The organism is Bradyrhizobium sp. CCGUVB1N3 (genome assembly GCF_024199925.1).
In the GTDB taxonomy this organism is placed as follows: Bacteria; Pseudomonadota; Alphaproteobacteria; order Rhizobiales; family Xanthobacteraceae; genus Bradyrhizobium.
Genome location: NZ_JANADR010000001.1, coordinates 9,235,652 through 9,257,777 on the forward strand (window position 1 = coordinate 9,235,652; position 22,126 = coordinate 9,257,777).

The 22,126-nt window shown below is 59.4% G+C and carries 15 protein-coding genes and 1 pseudogene; 14 read left to right on the forward strand and 2 right to left on the reverse strand.

Features of this window, described 5'->3' with window-relative positions; translation table 11 throughout:
* Positions 1-19 precede the first annotated feature (19 nt).
* Positions 20-1,213: a CaiB/BaiF CoA-transferase family protein gene (locus tag NLM33_RS43635; RefSeq protein WP_254104655.1), complete on the reverse strand. Its 1,194-nt coding sequence runs from the start codon at positions 1,211-1,213 to the stop codon at positions 20-22.
* A 263-nt stretch (positions 1,214-1,476) separates the two neighbouring features.
* On the opposite strand from NLM33_RS43635, the gene NLM33_RS43640 reads away from it, so the two are divergent.
* From NLM33_RS43640 to NLM33_RS43675, 8 genes are all read left to right on the forward strand, one after another.
* Positions 1,477-1,713: a hypothetical protein gene (locus NLM33_RS43640; protein ID WP_254104657.1), complete on the forward strand. Its 237-nt coding sequence runs from the start codon at positions 1,477-1,479 to the stop codon at positions 1,711-1,713.
* Positions 1,714-1,908: 195 nt separating this feature from the next.
* Positions 1,909-2,343, forward strand: coding sequence for a hypothetical protein (locus tag NLM33_RS43645; protein ID WP_254104659.1), 435 nt, complete (start codon positions 1,909-1,911; stop codon positions 2,341-2,343).
* On the forward strand, positions 2,336-3,883 hold the full coding sequence (locus NLM33_RS43650) for a lipopolysaccharide biosynthesis protein (RefSeq protein ID WP_254104661.1): 1,548 nt from the start codon (positions 2,336-2,338) through the stop codon (positions 3,881-3,883). The genes NLM33_RS43645 and NLM33_RS43650 overlap by 8 nt, the downstream gene beginning before the upstream one ends.
* A gap of 3 nt (positions 3,884-3,886) precedes the next feature.
* Positions 3,887-5,725: an asparagine synthase (glutamine-hydrolyzing) gene (gene asnB, locus NLM33_RS43655; RefSeq protein WP_254104663.1), complete on the forward strand. Its 1,839-nt coding sequence runs from the start codon at positions 3,887-3,889 to the stop codon at positions 5,723-5,725.
* A 2-nt stretch (positions 5,726-5,727) separates the two neighbouring features.
* Positions 5,728-6,816: a glycosyltransferase gene (locus tag NLM33_RS43660; protein WP_254104665.1), complete on the forward strand. Its 1,089-nt coding sequence runs from the start codon at positions 5,728-5,730 to the stop codon at positions 6,814-6,816.
* A 113-nt stretch (positions 6,817-6,929) separates the two neighbouring features.
* Positions 6,930-7,550 carry a DapH/DapD/GlmU-related protein gene (locus tag NLM33_RS43665; protein ID WP_254104667.1) on the forward strand — a complete coding sequence of 207 codons (621 nt, stop codon included), beginning with the start codon at positions 6,930-6,932 and terminating at the stop codon, positions 7,548-7,550.
* Positions 7,551-7,629: 79 nt separating this feature from the next.
* On the forward strand, positions 7,630-8,562 hold the full coding sequence (locus tag NLM33_RS43670) for an NAD(P)-dependent oxidoreductase (protein WP_254104670.1): 933 nt from the start codon (positions 7,630-7,632) through the stop codon (positions 8,560-8,562).
* The gene (locus NLM33_RS43675) at positions 8,555-9,730 is read left to right on the forward strand and encodes a glycosyltransferase family 1 protein (RefSeq protein ID WP_254104672.1); all 1,176 of its coding nucleotides are present in this window, start codon (positions 8,555-8,557) and stop codon (positions 9,728-9,730) included. The genes NLM33_RS43670 and NLM33_RS43675 overlap by 8 nt, the downstream gene beginning before the upstream one ends.
* A 283-nt stretch (positions 9,731-10,013) precedes the next feature.
* Here the strand turns inward: NLM33_RS43675 and NLM33_RS43680 are convergent, their stop codons facing one another.
* The gene (locus NLM33_RS43680) at positions 10,014-11,378 is read right to left on the reverse strand and encodes a hypothetical protein (RefSeq protein ID WP_254104677.1); all 1,365 of its coding nucleotides are present in this window, start codon (positions 11,376-11,378) and stop codon (positions 10,014-10,016) included.
* A gap of 124 nt (positions 11,379-11,502) precedes the next feature.
* Here NLM33_RS43680 and NLM33_RS43685 point away from each other — a divergent pair, with 124 nt between their 5' ends.
* The 6 genes and pseudogenes from NLM33_RS43685 (at position 11,503) to NLM33_RS43710 (ending at position 22,115) form a co-directional block, all read left to right on the forward strand.
* Entirely contained in the window at positions 11,503-12,402 is a 900-nt protein-coding gene (locus NLM33_RS43685; RefSeq protein ID WP_254104678.1) for a glycosyltransferase family 2 protein, read from the forward strand.
* Between the two features lie 246 nt (positions 12,403-12,648).
* Positions 12,649-12,771, forward strand: a pseudogene (locus tag NLM33_RS43690) (dTDP-4-dehydrorhamnose 3,5-epimerase family protein); the annotation flags it as partial.
* Positions 12,772-12,889: 118 nt separating this feature from the next.
* Positions 12,890-13,984, forward strand: coding sequence for a hypothetical protein (locus NLM33_RS43695; RefSeq protein WP_254104679.1), 1,095 nt, complete (start codon positions 12,890-12,892; stop codon positions 13,982-13,984).
* 368 nt (positions 13,985-14,352) lie between these two features.
* Entirely contained in the window at positions 14,353-15,171 is an 819-nt protein-coding gene (locus NLM33_RS43700) for an ABC transporter permease (RefSeq protein WP_254104680.1), read from the forward strand.
* Entirely contained in the window at positions 15,161-16,528 is a 1,368-nt protein-coding gene (locus tag NLM33_RS43705; protein WP_305880510.1) for an ABC transporter ATP-binding protein, read from the forward strand. Before NLM33_RS43700 ends, NLM33_RS43705 begins: the two co-directional genes overlap by 11 nt.
* Positions 16,521-22,115, forward strand: coding sequence for a glycosyltransferase (locus NLM33_RS43710; protein ID WP_254104681.1), 5,595 nt, complete (start codon positions 16,521-16,523; stop codon positions 22,113-22,115). Before NLM33_RS43705 ends, NLM33_RS43710 begins: the two co-directional genes overlap by 8 nt.
* Positions 22,116-22,126 lie beyond the last annotated feature (11 nt).

Genomic DNA, 22,126 nt, shown 5'->3' on the forward strand with positions numbered 1-22,126 from the left:
GTTGGCGTGGCGCTGACGGCTACACCACCTTGACGGCCCTGAGCTGCGCGATCTCGTCGGCATCGAAGCCGAATTCGGCGAGTACCTCGTCGGTCTGCTCGCCGAATTCCGGCGGCCGCGCCACCATCGTGCTCGGCGTGCGCGACAACGTGACGGGCTGGCCAACCAGGCGGATGTGACGGTTCTCCGCGTTCGGTACGTCCTGCGCGATGCCGAGATGCCTGACCTGCGCATCGTCGAACATCTGGTCGATTGAATAGATCGGCCCGCAGGGCACGCCGGCCTCATTCAGCTCCCTGACCCAGGTCTCCGTCGATTTCGCCACCGTGCGCTTCTCGATCGCGGCGTTGAGCGCATCGCGGTTCTTCGAGCGTGCAGGTGCTGTCGCGTAGTCCGGATTGGCGACGAGCTCGGGCGCGCCGATCGCCTGCGCGCAGCGCTCCCAGATCCGTCCGCCGGTGGTGGCGATGTTGATGTAGCCGTCGGAGGTTTTGAATACGCCGGTCGGAATGCTGGTCGGATGATTGTTGCCGGCCTGCTTGGCGACGTCCTTCTCCATCAGCCAGCGTGCGGCCTGGAAGTCGAGCATGAAGATCTGTGCCTGCAACAGCGAGGTCTGCACCCACTGGCCCTCGCCTGAGACGTCACGCTCGAGCAGCGCGGTGAGAATGCCGATGGCACAGAACAGCCCGGCGGTGAGATCGGCGACGGGAATACCCACCCGCATCGGACCGGCGCCCGGCGCCCCTGTGATCGACATCAGCCCGCCCATGCCCTGCGCGATCTGATCGAAGCCCGGCCGCTTGTGGTAGGGGCCGTCCTGGCCGAAGCCGGAGATGCTGCCATAGACCAGGCGCGGGTTGATCGCGCGCAGGCTCTCATAGTCGATGCCGAGCTTCTTCTTCACGTCGGGGCGGAAATTCTCGACCACGACGTCGGCCTTGGCGGCGAGGCGCTTGAACGCCTCGAGCCCCCTCGGGTCCTTCAGATTGAGCGTCATCGCCCGCTTGTTGCGGTGCAAGTTCTGGAAGTCCGCCCCATGCCGTGGTCCGCCCGGCTGCTCGCCGCCGACATCCTCGGTGAGGGCGTCGATCTTGATGACGTTGGCGCCCCAGTCCGCGAGCTGTCGCACGCAAGTGGGACCGGACCGGACGCGGGTCAGATCGAGCACGGTAAAGCGCGACAGGGCCTGTGAGGCATGCGGGAAGGGCATTTGGAAAGGCTCCAAGAGGATGATCTTGGATCCACAATAAGGCTGAAGGAGCATCCAGCAAGTCGGCTCGATGCAGATCACGGTTTCTCGAATCCGTTGAATAGGCTCGTCGATATCGTCGGCGGTCACGGCTATCAACTGGTCAGTTGAGTTGACGAAATTGCTGAAAAAAGGGGCGTCGTGGTCGGCTTAATGTCGCCTCAGTCGAAATATTCTCTACGTCAACGAGAATTTCTCTTCCGTGCGCGTGTTAGGCGAGAAGGATGGACTGGGCTCTTGGCCTGTTGGCGGTCTCCGACCTGGTAGCGGGTTACGATAGGCTGGCGTTCTGGGTCTTGGCCATCGCCGCGGCTTCGAGCGTGGGTACGATCGCGCTGCGACTACACGGGGAAAGGCAAGGGCAGCTTCAAGATGGCGCCTGGCTCTCGCCAAAGATCGTCATCTTGCTGGTGCTCACGCTTGCCGCATGGTCGCTGGGCGAGCGAGCCGGGGTGTTCTGACCCAAGCATATCAGAGATCGACGTTAAGCTTCGCCAGACAGTAGCCGAGCAGGATGGCAACTCCGATAAAGCCGGCGGTGCCAATCAGTCCCACGCTCAACATGCTCACTGCTTTCTTCCTTCAGCTGATCCCCTGACTTTGTGGGGTGCCATAGGGAAAAGGTTCAAGCCAACGCAATGCGGGATCGCGGGACCATGCTCGCCCTCGCTGCCGCTCGTCCTGGCGGGGCCGTGGTCGGTGAGGGCGACGCCGTTGCGATCCTCATGGACCGCACCGACCAGGAAGTGATCCGCATGCGTCAGGGTGTATCGCGCTTCGGCTCGTCATTGAGCTCCGTTCAGCCGTGCGTGGTAACGGTCAAGCAGGGTGAATCTCGTTCAGATGGTCCTGAGCCTGAGCCGGCAGTTGCTGCTCATTCCGGCGTTCCTGCATTTCCGGGCCAGCGACGTGCTCGCGGCCTGACTGGTCCGACCCCCGGCTTCATGCCATTGCTTAAGCTGTTCAACCGCCTTAATAGGCGCTTTCAAGGCCCTGTCCAGTCACCCGAAATCGTGTGCTCCATTGCTGGAAATCGACTGACTATCGAGCACGGCCAAGCATGGCCAAATGGTTGGAAATCGTGTGAGTAAAAGTCCGCCCGATCTGCTCGGAAATTCTGCTTGGAACGCGATTGCGTTCGTGGTGGCGGTAGCTCTCAATCTTGCCATCCTGCCGTTCGTCGTGCTTCGCCTCGGCCCGGCTTCATTCGGCGTCGCAGGGCTGGTCACGGCCTGCATCGCGCCGGCACTGGTGTTCAGCAATTCGCTGGCGATGTCGACCGCGCGCGAACTCGCACAGCGATTGGCGCCGTCCGATCGCGCCGATGCGCGAAGGTTGTTTGCAACCGCCATGGCGCTGGCAATCGGTGCAGGCACCCCGATTGCGGCTTTCTATGGTTTGGCCGGCGCGCCGCTCGCGCGGTTTGGATTCCATCTCAGCGGACCGGTCGCCGACGATCTCGAGCGCGCCTTTGCATTGGCGAGCTTCGGCTGGCTGTGCCAAAGTCTGTCGGCGGTTCTTCTCACGTTGTTCACGGCCCGCCAGGATTATCGGCGGATTGCCTCGATCAGCATCATCAGTACGGTTACAGCGACCGCATCCATGCTGCTCCTCGTCCCGTCCGCACCGCATGCATCGACATTTCTCGGCTGTCAGGCGTTGGGCTTTGCGGCGAGCCTGCTCGCGGCACTTGGCTGGTCGCGCCATGCGATCGGAGATTGGTTGGCGCGACCGGCGGTTCATCGCGGCGCGCTGCGAAGGCTGGTTCGTCTGGGTGGCTGGCAATTGGCGGCTCAGGGTGGTGCGCTATTTGCCGCGCAGGCAGACCGTTATCTCCTCGGCGCACTCCTGCAGCCGCAATTCGTGGGGTTCTATGGCGTCGCCCAGCGTCTCGAGGAGGCTGTCTATATCGGGGTCCTGAAAATCGGCGAAACCCTGTTTCCGTTCTTCAGCTCGCTGCAAAAGGAGGCGGAGGACCGCAAGGTCGATCTGCTGCTCCGCTCGTCCTGGATCCTCAACGTGCTGGCCGCGAGCGCGCTCGGCGGGCTCATTCCTGTCGCCGGGCCGCTGCTGCACCTGTGGACGGGTGCCGAGGTCGCGGCCGAAGGCGAGAGGGTGCTTGTGGTGCTGTCGGTCGCCGGAATTTTGGGATCGAGCGCAAACGTCCTTGCATTTTATTTGCTGGCGCAGGGACGATCCCGCGCCAATGCGCTGATCGCGCTCTGCACCGGCGTCGTTACCCTCACGACAAGCCTCATCGCGCTGCCGCGTTTCGGCTGGCAAGCCGCGGGCTGGAGCGCCTGCGTCGGTATGATCGCGCAAATGATTGCAACGGTCCTCGTGGTGCGGTCTAGTATCAAGATTGCCGGTATGTGGTCACGCGTGCTCCACTTCATGCTGATGCCGCTCGGTGTCGGAATCCTGGCGGCGCTGGTGCTCCGCCATGGGTTCGATCGCATCGCATTCGAGTCCGCACCGGCATGGTGGTATGTCGGCGGCGTGGCGTCACTGTCGGCTGCGACCATCTTTGTCGCCGCGGTCGCCGCATCGCAGCTTGGTCCCTATCGCGCCGTCTGCTGGCGCGACCTTCGCGCCGTCGTCGCCCGTTTCATCCCGATCAAGGCGGTCTAGGGAATGTGCGGAATTGCCGGCATATTGGACTTTCGCGGCAATGCCGTCGCGCCGGCCGACATCAAGCGGTTGACGGACCTGCTCGCGCATCGGGGGCCCTTCGGTGAAGGCATCTGGTCGAGCGCGGACGGAAGCCTCGCGTTCGGCCACCGTCGCTTGGCGATCATCGACCCCGGCCAGGGCGGTTATCAACCGATGATGTCCGCCGATGGTCGCCACGTCATCGTCTACAACGGTGAGATTTACAATTTCCTCGAGTTGCGCCGCGAACTCGAGGAACGGGGCGCCACCTTCCGCAGCCGGTCCGACACCGAGGTGATCCTCGCGGCCTGGCAGGCCTGGCGCGAGGATATGCTGCTGCGTTTCAACGGCATGTGGGCGCTGGCGATCTTCGACACCATCAGCGGCGATTTGTTTCTGGCGCGTGATCGCTTCGGCATCAAGCCGCTGTTGTATGCCCTGTCGCCCGAACGATTCGTCTTCGCGTCCGAGCAGCGTGCGCTGGCGCGGAGCGGATTGATCGATGCGTCGATCGACACCGATGTGGCGTCGCGCATGCTGCTCGATGCGTTCGGCGTCGAGGGTAGCGAACGGACGCTGTTCCGCAACGTCCGCCGGCTCCAGGCCGGCCACTGCATGTGGCTGCGCCATGGCAGGGTGGACGTCCGGCGCTGGTGGCGGACCGTTGACCATCTGCCGGACATACCGCGCACCGAAGCCGGGCGCGTGGAGCGCTTTCGCGAGTTGTTCCAGGACGCCGTGGCCTTGCGGATGCGCAGCGATGTCCCGATCGGAACGTGCTTGTCCGGAGGCTTTGATTCCTCAGCGGTGATTTGCGCGATGGCGGCGCATGAGAGGGCCGGCATGGGACCGCGCGACAGCACGGCATGGCGGCACGCCTTCGTGGCGACGTTCCCGGGTGCCGCGAACGACGAACGGCCGATGGCCGAGGTCGCGGCCGCCTGGGCCAGCGTCGCGCCCACGTTCCTTGAAATCGGGCGCGGAGATGCACTGACCGATATCGACCAGATCCTGGACGACAATGACGACGTCTATGTCGGCCTGCCCAGCGCCGCGTGGCTGATCTACCGGGAGCTGAGACGCCACGACGTGACGGTGTCGCTGGATGGTCACGGCGCGGACGAGCTGATGGGCGCATATCTGCAGGACGGACAAGCGGGCGCCTTCCGAATACGGAATGCTGCGGCCGACCTTGCCTCCCGCTCGGCGCTGGCGCGGCGCGGCGTCGATCTCGTGCGGGCGTTGACGGTCAGGGCCCGGGGACACTACTTCCTGCGCGGCGGTCTGTTGAACATTCCCGACGAGCTGCCGCTGGTCGCCGAAGACGACGAGCTGCCGCGCGAATGGGGCGCCTTGAATCGCAGGCTCTACCGCATGTTCCACAGCACGGTGCTGCCCACCATTCTGCGCAACTTCGATCGCCTTTCGATGGCGCACGGCATCGAGGTTCGCATGCCGTTCATGGACTGGCACCTGGTGACCTATACGATGGCTCTGCCGGAATCGAGCAAGCTGTCGGACGGCTACACCAAGGCCGTCGCGCGACGGGCGATGGCCAACCTGATGCCGGAGCAGATCCGGACCGCGCGGCGTAAGGTCGGCTTCAATTCGCCGATGCCGGAGTGGCTCAACGGCCCGCTCGCCGGCTGGATCGCAGCCTCGCTCGAGCGCAAGGTGCCGGCATTCGCCGAGTTGGTCGATGAAGCCAGCCTGTCCGCGACGGTCGGCCGCTTGACCGCGGCCAAGGCGTGGGACTGGGAGGCGGCCGGCCGGATCTGGCCGTATCTCAATATGAAGTGGACGCTGGCAAGGTACGCTTAGTTATGCGGGTGTTTCAGAACTGCGGTCTCACTCCGTCCTACCTCACGCGCCTGGATCGTCTGGCATCACAAGGCTTGAGCTTTCATGAACGGCGCGATGTGTTTCTGCACGATCGGTTCGGCGCGCTTCATTTTCTGCAGCCTGTGCTCGACGGTGATGCAAGTGCGTTTTTGACCTGCGCCAACGATAGCCGTCTACAAGGCCGGTGGGCACGCGAACATGGTGTCCGCCCGGGAGCAGCGCCGGAGGACATTCTGCTCGCACAGATCGAGGACCACAGAACCGAGGTGCTCTACAACCTCGATCCAGTCGCTTTTCCGAGTTCCTTTGTTCGCAAGCTGCCTGGCTGCGTGAAGAAGACACTCTGTTGGCGTGCGGCGCCGTCGGGAAACGCAGACCTGAGGGCCTATGGTGCGGTGCTCGGAAATTTCCCGTCGATTCTACAGTCATGGCGCGACAAGGGGTGCCGGGCGGAATGGTTTTCGCCTGCAATAGATCCTGCAATGAGCGAGTACGTGCAGGATGAGCGCCCCATCGACGTGCTGTTTGTCGGCGGCTACTCACGGCACCATTCGGCGCGAGCAAGAACGCTCGAGAAGGTTGCTGCTCTCGCCGGAAGCCGACAGATCGTCTATTGTCTTGACTCGTCGCGTTTGACAAGACTTGCGGAGAGTTCGATCGGCCACCTACTGCCGCTCCAGAAGCATCGGCGTCCGAAGATAGTTGCGGGGATCGCTAAGCCGCCGGTCTTTGGAAGAGAGCTCTACGAGTTGATCGGACGATCCAAGATCGTCCTCAATGGGGCGATCGACATGGCAGGCCAGGATCGCGGCAACATGCGCTGCTTCGAAGCCATGGGATGTGGTGCGCTGCTGGTTTCGGACGCTGGCCACTATCCCGCGGGAATGGTCGCCGACGAAACGATGCTGGTCTATCACGATGAGAAGAGTTGTCTTGAGCAGATCGAGCGAGCTATCTCCGACTGGACCGATGTACGGCCAATAGCCACGAACGGTCGAATTCGAGTCAATGAAGTCCACACTAAGGCGCGTCAGTGGGGCCTCTTTCAGACTATCGTAGCGCGTCTCTAGCCATTTGACGCATCGCTTCGAATGTCGTCCATTGAAGATCGAAGCCTGATTTTTGGGAGGTGTCCTGTGCACTTTCGGGCGGAGGCGTCGGCGCCATATAAGAGGAAACCTAGATGTCCAGCCTCGCCGGCCTTGCGCTCCACTGCGCAAGATTCATAGACGGGATTAATCTCCATTTGCTCGCCCAGCGGCTCATCGGGCGTGCCACCTGCCGTTTGCAAGAGGGTGCTTTTCTGGCTCACTGCGCGAGGATCAGAAACGCGCTTGGCGATAGCGACCAGATCGTCATCGGCCCCTATTCGCATATCAGGGGCGAACTGATGATTCTTGGTCACGGCGGCCGGATATCAATTGGAGAATGGTGTTACGTGGGCGTGGGGACGCGGATTTGGTCGGGGGCGTCGATCCAAATTGGCAATCGGGTCCTGATCTCACATTCAGTGAATATATTCGACAATCTCTCGCATCCAATCAAGGCTAGCGAGCGGCACGAGCAGGCCAGGCAGATTTTTTCGACGGGCCACCCCAGAATGGTTTTTCTTGATGATCGTCCAATTAAGATAAGCGATGACGCCTGGATCGGCGCCGGCGCGATGGTCATGCGCGGCGTGACGATTGGGGAGGGCGGGATCGTAGCCGCGGGAGCGGTTGTCACCAAGGACGTTCCGGCCTACGCGATTGTTGCCGGAAATCCCGCAACCGTCGTCAGGGAGTTGTCTCCGGATGAGCGATGAGACAATCAGCAAGGCATCAGATCGGCAGCCGATCCGGTTTGCCGTTCGGAATGCGGCCAGTTGAGCATAAGAAAGTTCGATGTCCATCTGGGTCACAGGCGCTAACGGGTTCATCGGCCGCCATCTCGTTCGTGAGCTGGCGAAGACCGGCAGTGCCATTCATGGCGTCGGGCACGGTGCGCTCGACCCATCCGAAGCGCGCCGGCTCGGTCTGCAGACCTGGACCAATGGCGAGGTCGATGCGGCCAACCTGAACATGCTTGCGGCCGCGCATGGGCCGCCCTCGCAGGTCTTTCATCTCGCGGGCGGCTCTTCCGTCGGGCTGTCGATCGAGCGACCCTTTGAGGACTTTTCCCGAACCGTGACCAGCACGGCCCGCCTCCTGGAATGGCTGCGCGGCTTTGCGCCCCAATGCCGGCTGGTCGTGGCCTCGAGCGCGGCGGTCTATGGCGCGGACCATGTCGGCCCGATCTCCGAGGATGCGACGCCGACGCCGATGTCGCCCTATGGCGAGCATAAGCTGATGATGGAGCAGCTGTGCAGAAGCTACGCGCGCAGCTATGGAATAGGCTGTGCCGTCGTGCGCTTGTTCTCGGTCTACGGACCGAACCTGCGCAAGCAATTGCTTTGGGACATCTGCTCACGGCTGAAGGCTGACGAGCCTGTGCTGACGCTGGGCGGGACGGGAGCTGAAATCCGGGACTGGACCGACGTGCGCGACGTCGTCCGATTGCTGGTGTGGATCGGGGAAAGCCCGCAACCGGACGGTCTTTGCGTGGTCAATGGAGGCTCCGGGGTGGGAGCGAGCGTGGCCGAAATCGCCGGTCAACTGGTCAGGAACTGGGGAAGCAGCGCCGTCGTCCGCTATTCCGGTATTGCGCGACCGGGCGATCCTGCGAGCCTGCTCGCCGATCACCGACGTCTCGGCGAGATGAAATTCGACTGGCGGATTCCGCTCGAGCGCGGGCTCGCCGACTACGTGGACTGGTTCAAGGGTCAGGATCGTGACTGAACAAGCGGCGCTGCGGGTCGCTTTCACCAATATTCCCAGGCGTCTGTGGGCGGGGGGATATAACTATCAACGTAATCTGTTCGAGGTCTTGAACCGGCATCGTCCCGGCGCGATCACACCGGTCCTGTTTGCGGGCCGGACGGATGATGATGACGAGATCGCGGCCTTCACGCGGATTCCGGGCGTTGAGGTGGTCCGCTCGCCGGTGTTCGATCGTGCGGGCGGCCATCTCTTCCGCGCGCTCGCCTTCGGACTCGATGCGCCCGCGTCCGCGCTGTTCCGCGATCGCAACATCGACATGGTGTTCGAGTCCGCGCGGTTCTTCGGTTGGCGCCTGCCGTTTCCGGCGATCGCGTGGTTCCCCGATTTTCAGCACCGGCTGCTGCCGAATCTCTTTTCGCGCGCCGCTTATTGGCGGCGCGATCTCGGCTTCCGGGTCCAGATCGCGTCGGGCCGGCACATCATGCTGAGCAGCGCGAGCGCGCTTGGCGATCTCAGAAAATTCTATCCCGGCCTGCGAAACGGGGTCTCGGTCGTGCGCTTCGCCACCGAGCCGCCGCCGGATCTGCTGGCAACGAACCCGCTCGATGTTCTCGCGCAACATCAGTTGCCCCGGCGATTCTTCTACTTGCCGAACCAGTTCTGGCGGCACAAGAACCATCAGCTCGTCATCGATGCGCTCGATCTGCTCAAGCGACGCGGATTCGACGCCGTCGTCGCGGCTTCCGGCAGCACCTACGATCCGCGCGAGCCCGACTATTTCGACGGCATAATGGCGCAGGTCGAGGCACGCGGTCTCGGCGCGAATTTTCGCCATCTCGGCATGATCCCCCTGGATCATGTCTACGCGCTGTTGCGCGCGTCGACGGCGCTGATCAATCCGTCGCGCTGCGAGGGGTGGAGCACCACGGTCGAGGAAGCAAAGTCATTCGGTGTCCCGATGCTTCTGTCTGACCTCGAGGTTCATCGCGAGCAGACCGGTGGTGAGGCGCGATATTTCGGCGCAGATAATGCCCAAGAGTTGGCTGATCTGATGCGGAAAGTTGCCGACGCCCCGCCGCCAGCAATCGTTCGAGATGTGCAGTCAAATGTTGATGAGCGGGCGAGGAAATTTGTCGCAGATTTTGTGGGGCTTGTTCAAGACGCTACTCGCAGAGGAGCGGGATAGGGTGCCCGCGGTCTGCGACGGCAAGGCGCGCTTCCAAGGCTGCTGACAATTGGATACGTCGGCGGAGGCGTTCCAATGGTCGTCCGGGAGCTCTACGAGGACGCTCAGCTAAGGGCGTCGCGAGCGCCAGCAAAACGGCCCGCTCGAGCTTAAGTTCAAGTTGGATCGCGCATTACTGATGATGCAGAAAAGAAATTTCATGCGGATAGGTTGCCTGTGAACGACAGGGTTGAGGAGCCCGCAGGTGTTTCATCCTCAATGGCAGCCTTCGGCTCCTATTCAATCACGGCGCTAGCCGCGTTGAGCCCTGGCTTCGCGGGTCTGTGCCACTGGATACGAACAGTTGCCGAGGTGTTAAGTACCAGAGCACACACAGGAGAGCTGCACCGTGCGTCAAAATGGCCACGGAAAGCGGGACGTTGAGCAAAACCTGCGGGAGCATACCGCCCGAAACCAAGATAAAGGTGTTTGGCAGGCTGGCCGAAACTCGATTTGCAAACGAGACGATTACGCCGCAAACGAATGCTGAAACAGGGGCGAGCCACAGGCCAACTGATGCAATACCCTCCGTTGCAAACAAGGAGGCATTGAAGTGGCCCAGGTGGTACTCATTGTGCATGACGATCGAAAGCTGGTCTCTGTAGGGACAAGCCAACATGGTCTTTAGGAGTGAGACCTGACAGAAGTGAGTGAGCTCGTGGCGCGAAAAAAAATCGTTGTAAATGTCCATCGCGAGTGCCGGGATCGCGAGCATACGAAAATTTACAGTCGAGAACGGCAAACCGGCAGCAGTGAATCCTAGAGGCAAAAGAAGAAGGCCGAAGCCCATCGGTAGAAGCAACGAGAGTACAACCGCATTTCTCGGAGATGTCCTTGCTGACAGCAGCTGAAGAAACGTAAGCCAAAGCGGAGTAAACAGAGCGGTCTTAGTCAAGGTGACCGGGAAAAGCAGGAGCTGCAGCAAGACCACGATGACAAAACGCCTGTACCACCGGCGCACCAGAGAATACGCAAAGGCAAATGGCAGGAGTGAGCTAGAGCTGATCCAGGCCAGATAGCCTATCGGCCTTGGAACTAAGATCGCCTCGCGGGCGTCGTCGAACCCCCCCGTGAGAGGGATAGAAAAATTGTAGTAGGCTCCTGACGCGATAACGATTGCGGCCAGGCAAATCGTAAGAGTGACGATGCGATCAAAGGTTGTGATCGAGACCTCCAAGGAATGTTTCAACGGCCTGCCCAGCAGGAGCGCAGGAAGCAAAAATGCAAAGCAAGAGATCGCAACCGACCAGCCAGCGACCAAATGATTGTACGGAAACTCGCTGAAACAGGTCAGCCACAGAAAGCACGATGTCATGCTGAAAAAGTAAAAGCCGACGAAATAGCCTATGGAGAAAGGGCAGAAGACAAATAGACCGCCCATGACTGAAAACAGTGTGACTGCCAGCAATGCGATCCATAGCGCATCAAGTCGGAAATGAATGTGGAAGACGTCAGCGTCTATAGCGGGAGTTCCTCTTGCGATTACGAAGAGTGAGATGCAGCAGATCGCGATGTGGAGCCCGACCAGAATGCTAAGGTGCTTTTCAGGCTTGCCGAAGTATGACATTTTGCCAGCGAATGCGAGTTCAAGCGTAGGTTGAGTGGGCATCGGGCGAATCGCTTGTTCAGACTAAGTGCTGGAGCCAAGAGACTTGACGCAACTTGCGATAGTGATCTTAAGAATGTGAGATGCAACTGAAATGAGGTCTCAGGGCCAGAAAATTATCATTCTGATGGCGACGTACAACGGTTCGGAACATATCGAGGAGCAGCTACAGTCGTTGGCCTCGCAAACGCATGCAAACTGGGAGCTTATTGTTTCGGACGATGGCTCCACGGATCAGACGCGCGAGATCGTTCATCATTTTGCGCAGGCGGTATCCCAGAAAGTCACCATAATCAAAGGACCGCAGCAAGGTTTTTGGAAGAACTTCCTTTGGCTTGTAAGCCAAACAGGCCAAGCGCAGGGTGATCTGTTTGCGTATTGCGATCAGGATGACGTTTGGTTGCCTGAAAAGCTTGAGAGGGCGACCAATTGGTTCGAAAAGGCCGGGCAAGAGAGGCCGGGCCTCTACTTCGCAAGAACAGAGCTGATTGATGAGGTCGGGAAACCAATTGGTTTTTCGCCGTTATTCTGCCGCCCACCGAGCTTTCAAAATGCCCTCGTGCAGAATATCGGGGGCGGGAATACGATGGTTATGAATAGGCCAGCGAGGGCTTTGCTTGCACAGACACCCAAGACCGTAAGCCTGATCGCGCATGATTGGTGGACCTACCAGCTGGTGACGGCAGCGGGTGGAAGTGCATTCTATGATCCCTTGCCAGCTGTGAGATATCGTCAGCATTCGCAAAATCTAATCGGATCGAACAGAGGCATACGTCAGCGTATGACTCGGACGATGGCCTTTGGAAGTGGACGTTGGAGGGGCTGGAATGACGTGAGCCTCACGGCTCTTGGAGCCATCAGGGGCTTGTTCACACCGTCGGCTTTGGCAACGCTTGACGACTTTGCGCTCGCACGACGAAGCAAATTGGCCGATCGGATGCGGCTGTTGTGGCGTTCGGGCGTGTATCGTCAGAACGCGACTGAGACGATAGCGATTTATGTTGGCGCCATTTTCGGACGGATATGACGCTTACGCGATGGCCTCTACATTCTCGGTATAAGCGTGTCTCAGCCCGGTGCTGTGGCCAGGAATGACGCGTCTTTTGCCATGATCCATCCAGAAGCTGGGCAACGAAGCGCGGGCGCTCTTCCATCACCGCGCGGTATCAAGCCCGCCATGTCTCGTCTCTACCGTTGACGTCGGGTGCCACATAGTTCTGGCGCGCCGACGCGCGTAACCTATTGTTATGGGATGATTTTCCCGTGACGTCTGCGCGCCGCCATCTTCGATGTGGCCGTCGATATCCGGGCAGGCTCGCCTACCTACGGTGCTCACGTCGGCGTTGAGCTGTCGGCAGCAAACTGGAGGCAACTCTGGATTCCGCCGGGCTTTGCAGATAGAGATCGGCTGGCGCGTCTTGGCGCGGCTCTGGGAAAGCGCGCTTATCGGTGAGACGTTAGAGACTTCGCCGAGGATGCGTGAGGCCTATTTTCTCGTCTCGTAACTCTCATCCATGATGTTTCGCAGATTCACCGGCAAGGACAGCGTCGTGCCGCGACAGGAGTCGACATTCATCAGCGACTTGGCCGTCATCTATCTGGCGCGCTACGCTGAAGGAACCAGACCGGTCATGAACTTCATCGAGTCCTTCGAGCGCCATTCGCCCGGGATTGCGCATGATCGTGTGGTTATCCGAAAAGGTTTCCCGTCTCGGAAAACCGCGCTCGACCAAAGCTTGGCGCGTGCATTTCCCCATTCCGTGTCACTGTCGGACGACGGCTTCGATATCGCTGCCTATGCCGAGGCTGCGGCCCAGCTTCCGCATCGTCGCGTGGTTTTCCTCAACACATTTTCGGAGATCGTGGCGGACGGCTGGCTGCGCAAGCTTGATTCGGCATTTGCCGATACGGAGGTCGGAATCGCCGGAGCCACCGGTTCCTATGAGAGCCCTCTTAGTAGCATGAAGCACGTTCAAAAGGGGTGGTGGCTGTTTCAGAACAAGGGGATTCCAAATCCGGCCGGCACGCTACGATTGCTGCAGGCGATCAGACGGCGCCTACCGAAATGGTTGGCGACCAAACTGATGTCTATCGCAATTTCCTATTTCTCCGCGCGATCGTCGCGCGCCAATTGCGACCAAACGCTGGATGACAGGTTCGAAACATACTGGGCCAATCAGATCGGACCCGGCGGCGCGCTGGCGCGCCTGAAGGACATGAAGGTGTTCCCAAACCCACACATCAGAACGAATGCTTTCATGATTGAACGGAAGCTCTTTCTCGATGTGCTGCCCGATTCGATCGAAACTAAAAACGATTCATACTTGTTTGAGAACGGTCCGGACGGGCTTACACAGCAAATTCTTCGGCGTGGCATGAAAGCGGTGGTGGTGGGGGCTAACGGGCGCGTGTACGCGATGGAGGAATGGGGCGATAGCGGTACATTTCGCCTTGGAGACCAGCACAATCTTCTCGTCAAAGACAACCAGACCCGCGCATTCCAGAACATGACTGCGGCCGAGAGGCGTGCGTTCACGAGCATGACTTGGGGCGACGACAGAAGCCCCCGTCAACTGGCAGGTCCCGGTCGAGTGCAATCGAGCAGTTGATCGTGTAGGTATAATATTACCAACAATCTGCGCGCGATTGATTGTACTGCCTGGCGCACGTTGGTAAACAGGCCCGCCTGATCTGCCTCGGTGGGTTCCAACTGACATTCCAATAGCTTAATCGATCTGGAATCGATATTCGCAGTTTCCTGGAGACATGAATGCACGTCGTTCGCGCGAAGCTTTGTCATGCGCAATTGCTGTCACTTCCGACCGGTGTGACGGCCCTGGGTTCGGGGTGCGCTAGTAGTGGCGTCGCAGGAAGCGGGCGGCCGGACGGGGCGGCCCGGCGTCTTCGGCGGCTCGGTCAGTCTGCTCAGCAAGAAAGCTTAAAAGCTGCGAGCCGATGCTGCAGCGGTTCTTGACTGATGCAAGATTTTTCGATTTTTCCACTGAACATGCTGACAAGCCTGTGGCGCAGGCGCGGCTTGATAGCCGCTCTAGTGCACCGGGAAGTGGTCGGACGTTATCGTGGATCCGTGCTTGGCCTCTTCTGGTCATTCTTTAATCCGATCCTGATGCTAGTCATCTACACCTTCGTCTTCAGCGTGGTTTTCAAGATGCGCTGGAATATCGCGAGCGACTCGAAGACTGAGTTTGCGATGGTGCTGTTTCCCGGACTAGTCGTATTCACGCTTTTCTCGGAATGCCTCAACCGTGCGCCCAGCCTAATCCTGAGCAACCCGAACTACGTGAAGAAGGTGATTTTCCCACTGGAGATACTGCCTTGCGTTGCGCTCGGCTCGGCGATCTTTCATGGTGCGGTAAGCATGTGCGTATGGTTGATTGCGTATTTGGTCCTGTTTGGGGTTCCGCACTTCACCATTGTGCTGATTCCGTTGGTCTTGCTGCCGCTGCTGCTTTTTATCCTCGGGGTGAGCTGGTTCCTCGCTTCACTGGGCGTCTATCTGCGCGACGTGGCGCAATTCATGAGCATGATCACCACGGTTCTGATGTTTCTGTCGCCGATCTTCTATCCGGTGAATGCGTTTCCGGAGAACTATCGCAGTTTGTTGTTCCTCAATCCTATGACGCCGGCGATCGAGCAGGCGCGGGACGTGCTGTTCTGGGGGAAGGCGCCGGACTCGTCGATGTACCTGATCTATCTTTTGGGCGGCGCCCTCGTCGCATGGTGTGGTTTTGCGTGGTTTCAGAAGACCCGTCGGGGGTTCGCCGATGTCCTCTAGGGAAACTGCGATCAAGGTGGAGGACCTCAGCAAGTGCTACCAGATCTACGACAAGCCGCGCGATCGTTTGAAGCAGTCCTTGCTTCCGCGGCTGCGAGCGATGATCGGCAAGCCGCCGCAGCAGTATTTTCATGAGTTCTGGGCTCTGAGAGACGTTTCCTTTGAGGTCAAGAAGGGCGAAACCGTTGGCATTGTCGGGCGCAACGGCAGCGGAAAATCGACCCTGCTGCAGATGATCTGCGGAACCGTGAATCCTAGCGGCGGCACGATCAGGGTCAACGGTCGCGTAGCTGCTCTGTTAGAATTGGGGGCTGGTTTCCATCCGGAATTCACTGGGCGCGAGAATGTCTATATGGCCGCGACGCTCTACGGTCTGACCCAGGCCGAGATCGACAGCCGTTTCGAGCGGATCGCTGCATTTGCCGATATTGGTGACTTCATCGAGCAACCGGTGAAGACCTATTCCAGCGGCATGTATGTCCGTCTGGCGTTTGCGGTCATTGCGCATGTCGACGCCGACATTCTCTTGGTCGACGAAGCGCTCGCAGTCGGGGATGCGGTGTTCACCCAAAAATGCATGCGGTTCATCAGGGAGTTTCAAAAGCACGGCACCTTGTTGTTCGTTAGTCACGATACGGCCGCCGTACAGAACCTGTGTGAATCGGCAATCTGGCTATCGCACGGCCAGGTCCAGATGACCGGCAGTTCCAGAGAGGTGTCCGAAAGCTACCTTCAATTCACGCTTCAGGAAGTTTACGGCGAAGAAGCCAAGTTGATCTCGGTTGCGTCAGACGAGCTGACGGGAGGGCCGGCGTCTCAAACATCGGTAGTGGACCCGAACACGGCCCCAATCGTGGATTATGGCGCTGTGGCCAGCGTACAGGACAATACCAACGCAGCTGCCGGCTGGAAAACCGGCCGTGCCGAAATTCAGTCTGTTTCTTTGACGAAATTGTCTGCCGGTCCCGAGGGGGTCTACGCGGGCGGCGAGCGTGTTCGCATGACTGTCCGCGCCAAAGCACATAGTCCGCTCGACAAGCCAATCCTTGGATTTCTGATCCGCGACCGCTTGGGGCAGGACCTATTCGGAGAGAACACCCTTCCATTTACTGATCGGATGCCGGTACGCATCAAGCCGGACACGATATTTGAAGGCGTGTTTGAATTCCGTTTGCCGATGCTCCCGAACGGGCAGTATGCCGTCATGGCGTCCGTCGCAGACGGGGATCGCCATGACAACATCCAGCATCATTGGATGCATGATGCGTTGATCGTCAACGTCGCTTCAAGCAAGGTTCGTTACGGACTCGTCGGCATTCCGTTCGAGCGGGTCGAGTTGCAGGTTAAGAATGATTAAACGGACGCTCCACGAGCTCTACGCCAACCACACCGGAAAGATGTCCGACAAGTGGTCGCTCTATCTCGATGAATATGATCGCCTATTCTCGTCGATGCGGGATCGTCCCGTCCGGCTGCTTGAGATTGGAGTCCAGAACGGCGGCTCGCTCGAGATCTGGTCTCAATTCTTTCCGAATGCGGAAGCGATCGTTGGCTGTGACATCAATCAGGATTGCAAGGTCCTGACGTACGATGATCCGCGCATCGGCGTCGTCATCGGCGATGCGAATGACCCGCAGACGCGGCAGTCGGTTCTGCAGCGGTCGCCACAGTTCGACATCGTGATCGACGACGGGTCACATCTGTCCTCGGATATCGTCAAGACCTTCGCTCTCTATTTTCCGAATCTTTCGGAGGGCGGCCTCTTCATCGCCGAGGATTTGCATTGCAGCTACTGGGATCGTTTCGAAGGCGGACTCTACCACCCCTATTCCTCGATCTTTTTTTTCAAACGCCTTGCCGATGTCATCAACCATGAGCATTGGGGGGTGCCCGAGGCCCGCGGCGAAGTTTTGCGCGGCATATTTGAGGAATACGGCTGCGGGCTAGATGAAGAAACCTTGGCGCTGGTTCATTCGGTCGAATTTATCAATTCGATGTGCGTCGTGAGGAAATCGGCCGCTGCAAAGAACGGCCTCGGTCTGCGCGTTATTTCCGGCCGCGCGGAGCTGGTTCTTCCGGCCAACAAGGAATGGAGCGGCACTCCGTACAAACTGGATCCGATCTTCGACCAGACCAAGAATATCTGGAGCAATCTATCTTCGTCGCCCGAACAGATGCTCCCTGAGATGGCGCGCGACCTTGCTGCGTCAACCGATATCATCTCGGGTCTTAAGCGCGATCTCGCCGCGTCAGCCGAGGCAATCTCGGATCTCAAGCAGGGAAGCGAGCAGCTAAGCAATCAGCTGGATGAAATTCTAGGATCGACCAGTTGGCGCATAATGGCGACACCGCGGCGCCTTTTAACTGGCATGCGAAGTCTGGAGTTCGATGCCTCCCGGATCTCCAGTCTTCGTCCGATCCTCGGTGCACGCGTGAAGTCGCTCCGGCGCTTCCTTTCAAATAGCAATGTGGCCAGAGTCGAACGTCTTCGTAAGTTCGTTCTGCGACGCGGTTTCGCGTTTTATCAACAGCACATGAGGCAGACCCAGCTGGGTCGCGCTATCGGGCAGTATATTCGTGACCGTGGGCTGATCAGTTCCTTCGACGTCTATTCAAGTGTGCTCCAGGATGGCGACCCGAAAGCCGCCTTCCGCACCTCGGACGCTGAGCTCATTTCGCAGGTGCCAGGCTATCATCTGAGCCCTCCGCTCAATTTCGAAGTGGCCGACGACCTCGCCGTTCGCCCCTCCGTCAACGTGCTGTTGCCCAGTCTCCGCCTCAAGCACATGTCCGGCGGTCCCATCACCGCGCTGCTGCTCGCGTCCATGCTAGCGGAGCGCGGAGAGCGCATTCGGCTGATTGCGTGCGATGCGCCGCTGGAGGGTGAAGACGCCGCCTTGTTCCCATACATGGAGAGGTTACTAAACCGGCCGGTCGACAGGGATCGTATTGAGATCGTCGATGGATTCGACCGCACCAGACCGATCTCGATCGGCATTCGTGACGTATTTTTCGCGACCGCCTGGTGGACTGCACAGATTGCGACTTACGCTGTTGCCAAGACTGTCAACAAGACTTTCATTTACCTGATTCAGGATTTCGAGCCGATCTTGCACGAAGGTTCCACCCTTCAGGCTCGCGCGTTCGAAACCTACGGTCTGCCGCATATCCCAGTGATCAATACTCGACTCCTGCTCGATCATTTGATTCAGGAAGGTGCCGGACGCTTCGCAGATCCCGGGTTTGTGGCCGACGCGCTATGGTTCAATCCGGCTCTCGATCGCGGCCATTATTTTCCCGTCGCTTCTCCACCATCTGGCAAGAAAGTACTGTTGTTCTATGCGCGCCCAAGCATAGCTCGCCGCAATCTGTTCGAACTTGGTCTAGTCGCGCTGCGTCGGGCCGTTGCGTCCGGCGCCATCGACAAAGACAACTGGGAAGTGTGGGCGATGGGCGAAAAGATTCCGCCGATTGCACTCGGCGAAGGCGTCACGCTCAATCCGCTGCCATGGATGAGCTTTGACGAATATGCCCGGCGCGTGCGTACCGCAGATCTAATGCTGTCGCTAATGCTGTCGCCACATCCGAGCTATCCGCCATTGGAAATGGCTGCCTCGGGTAAGCTGGTCGTCACCAACAGTTTCTCGGTGAAAACGGCGGAGCGGCTGCGGGCGCTCTCGCCCAACATCATCGTTGCGGAGCCTACTGCTGAAAGCATAGGGCAGGCGGTTGTAAATGCGGCGGGGCGGATTAATTGCGGACTACCGAGTTACGATCCCTCCGGCGCGATGGAATTACCAACTGACTGGGATCAGAGCCTAAACGGAATAGCTTCGGAATTGATTGCGCGACTGGAGGGCATCCGCAAGTCCACGCAGGAAATGACGCAGTTTGCTGCGCCAGGCCTGCCGTACTCGCCGAAGAGCGACTACGAAGTATATCGCAAGACGAGCCTCGCTCGTCGTCGCTCGGGTGGAATGTACCACCAGACGCCCGGCCTGCTTTCGTTCGTAACCACGGCCTACAATACCGAACCTCGATTTCTCGAAGAGCTTGGCAATAGCGTTTTTCTTCAAGATGGCGGGATGCATTTCGAATGGCTAATCCTTGACAACGGCTCCACAGAGGAGGGGACGCGTCACGCCCTCGCAAGGCTCGCGCGACATCCCGGCGTGCGGCTCGAGCGCGTTGAGAACAATCTCGGCATCGTTGGTGGAATGCGGTACTGCCTCGAGCGGGCGTCCGGCCGCTATATTCTGCCGCTCGATTCCGACGATCTAGTTGAGCCCGATTGCGTCCACGTTCTCACTCGCTTTATCGAGGATAACAATTATCCCGCCTTGCTCTTCACCGATGAAGACAAGCTGGATTCAGGGCGATTTCATTCGGCGTATTTCAAGCCGGATTGGGATCCCGTGCTGTTCGTTCACTCATGCTACATCGCCCACCTTTGTGCCATCGATCGCGAATTGGCAATCCAGCTTGGCTTATACAGCGATACCTCTGCCGAAGGTTGTCACGACTGGGACAGCTTCTTCCGTTTTATGTTCGCCGGCAAAGAGCCGAAGCATGTTCCGGAAGCCCTCTACAGTTGGCGGATGCATACTGCATCGACATCCGGAAACATCGAATCGAAGTCTTACATTACCGAGTCGCACCGTCAGACTCTGCAGAGGTTTCTGGATCGCTCCGGCGCTACGAACATCGAACTCGTGAACAGTCCGCTGTTCCAGTACAATGTGGATTGGTGGTTTCGGCGAAAGCGATCGAATGAGCAATCGATCCAGACGATTCTGATTGGCGCAGCGGATAACGCCGTGGAAGCGGTCGCGGACCCAACGGCGATTGTGTTGGGGCGCGGAAGCCTTGCCGATCTCGCCGATGCCGTCGATGGGATCGGCAGTGATCTGGTCCATTTGCTAATGCCGGGCGTTTTGCCACTCGACGATGAGTGGCGCTGGGACGCCATGGCGCTTCTTGAATTGTTCACCGATGCGGTGATGGTCGGAGGCCGGTTACATGATGGCTCCGTGATCGTCGATGGCCCACGCGTTTTCGGCTTCGGCGACGGCTGCGATTGTCCGGAGCGGGGACGCCAGCTAACCGACCCCGGTGAAGGCGCGCGCATGTGGAAGGCGCATTCGGTTTCGGCGGTTTCTACGGCGCATTGCGTGGTCAGGACATCGTTTCTAAGGCAGTGCCTGGCAGAACTGCGGCGCGAAGTCGTCGGGATGGAAATGCTCGGCCCCTGGCTCGGGGCGATGGCAGCAGAGGCAGGCAAGCGAGTGGTCTATTCGCCATTCATGGTTGGCCGCCTCGAGGGAACCGACGCGGCGGTCGCTTCCGGGACTGAGACCGCGCGCTGGTTGTCGCGCTTTTGGTCACAGGTCCCTGAGACGCGGTTCTACTCGCGACGTCTCGGTTTGACCCACGACACGGCCTATGCCGCCGTTTCGGAACAGGCGCGCCTTGATCACCTGCGAGTCTTGCAGCGGCGCGGGCTTCGATATGAAGACTGGCTGACAGCCGACTTAAAGTCGCGCCACGCGCGCTACCCGACGCCGGCCAACCCAGCGACGATTTCAATCGTGACGCCAGTTTACAATGGCAGTGACCTTGATCTACTCGACGAGTTAGCGCGGGCGATCGGCCGACAGACTCTGAAACCCTCGCAATGGCTGCTGGTCGTGAATGGACCGATGCCCGGGGCCGCGCTCGCGAGGATCCATCAGCGTGCCGAAAGCGATTGGGGGGCGCGGGTGATCGTGGAGCCCGAAGCAATCGGGATTGTTGCGGCGCTGCGCCGTGGGCTCGAGGCATCGACAAGCGACTACGTCGTTCCAGTCGATGCTGACGACCTAATCACTGATGATGCCATTCAGGTCCTGGCTCACCAGATCGACGAGAAGGGTCATCCCGACTTGCTGTTTTCGGACGAGGACGCGCTCGTCTCGGGGCGGCCGGCTGCGCCCCATCTGCGGGGAGCCTACGATCCGTTGCTATCGCTGGACAATTCTACGATCTGGCATCTCTGCGCCATGAAGCGCGAAGCTGCTATTGCTGCCGAAGTCTATAGCGACGTGAGAGCGAATTGGTGCCAGGACTGGGACAGCGTATCCCGTATCGCCAACAGGGGCGGACGCATCGAACATGTTCCGGAAATTCTCTATCATTGGCGGCAGCACGGCGGCTCGACCACCAACAACTCGGAAGGTGACGCGCGCCAGCTGGAATCGGTCAGATATATTCTTGAAAGACAGATAGCGCGCTGCACGAATCCGCAGAATTTTGTGATTGCCGACTGGCCCGAAAGCCGCGGTGCGCGCGAACTCTATATCGCGCGGCGGCCAAGCGATCTGCCTGAGTTTATCTGGTATGGCGACGCCCTCGCGGGCGGCCAGAAGTCTTGTGGTCAGGATGCGATCATGGTGTTCGCGGCTGATGGTGTGTCCATCGATAGCAGAAGTGTCTTCGTTGAAGCGACGCGCCTGTTTGAGCTGCACCCGCGCGTGGGCGTGCTTGGTGGCAACGTCGTCAATGCAGACAACGTCATCGTCGATGGGTGCTATATGAGAAACACGAGCGGCGAACTAGAGACGCCCTGGATAGGCCGCGCCGCCACTGACGGCGGGCCATATTCGTTGGCATTGAAGACGCAGGCGGTCGACCTGCCCGGCGCCGCGCTGGCGTTTTTCCGTGTCGCGGCCCTTAAACAGGTAGGGCTGTGGCCGTTGCCATCGGGAACAGATCACGCGTCGATCGCGTGGCAGACGAGTGCCGGACTTGCAGCGGGCGGCTGGACTGCGGGTTTCTCGCCTCTGATTCGTGGTCGTGTGCTAACAGCATTGAGACTTCATCACCCGGTGAGGCCGCCGTCAGCCCTAACATCTGCCGCTTTGCGCGCGCTTGTCCGCTATGGCAGGTCTTGCAATTTCGTTGTTTGAAAGGCCCATGC

Excerpts from the sequence above, each read along its gene's own strand:
- NLM33_RS43680 (WP_254104677.1), bottom strand. The coding sequence starts at position 11,378 with ATGCCCACTCAACCTACGCTTGAACTCGCATTCGCTGGCAAAATGTCA.
- NLM33_RS43665 (WP_254104667.1), top strand. The coding sequence starts at position 6,930 with ATGTCCAGCCTCGCCGGCCTTGCGCTCCACTGCGCAAGATTCATAGAC.
- NLM33_RS43700 (WP_254104680.1), top strand. The coding sequence starts at position 14,353 with ATGCAAGATTTTTCGATTTTTCCACTGAACATGCTGACAAGCCTGTGG.
- NLM33_RS43670 (WP_254104670.1), top strand. The coding sequence starts at position 7,630 with ATGTCCATCTGGGTCACAGGCGCTAACGGGTTCATCGGCCGCCATCTC.
- NLM33_RS43710 (WP_254104681.1), top strand. The coding sequence starts at position 16,521 with ATGATTAAACGGACGCTCCACGAGCTCTACGCCAACCACACCGGAAAG.
- NLM33_RS43640 (WP_254104657.1), top strand. The coding sequence starts at position 1,477 with ATGGACTGGGCTCTTGGCCTGTTGGCGGTCTCCGACCTGGTAGCGGGT.
- NLM33_RS43635 (WP_254104655.1), bottom strand. The coding sequence starts at position 1,213 with ATGCCCTTCCCGCATGCCTCACAGGCCCTGTCGCGCTTTACCGTGCTC.
- NLM33_RS43660 (WP_254104665.1), top strand. The coding sequence starts at position 5,728 with ATGCGGGTGTTTCAGAACTGCGGTCTCACTCCGTCCTACCTCACGCGC.
- NLM33_RS43685 (WP_254104678.1), top strand. The coding sequence starts at position 11,503 with ATGGCGACGTACAACGGTTCGGAACATATCGAGGAGCAGCTACAGTCG.
- NLM33_RS43645 (WP_254104659.1), top strand. The coding sequence starts at position 1,909 with ATGCTCGCCCTCGCTGCCGCTCGTCCTGGCGGGGCCGTGGTCGGTGAG.
- asnB (WP_254104663.1), top strand. The coding sequence starts at position 3,887 with ATGTGCGGAATTGCCGGCATATTGGACTTTCGCGGCAATGCCGTCGCG.
- NLM33_RS43705 (WP_305880510.1), top strand. The coding sequence starts at position 15,161 with ATGTCCTCTAGGGAAACTGCGATCAAGGTGGAGGACCTCAGCAAGTGC.
- NLM33_RS43695 (WP_254104679.1), top strand. The coding sequence starts at position 12,890 with ATGATGTTTCGCAGATTCACCGGCAAGGACAGCGTCGTGCCGCGACAG.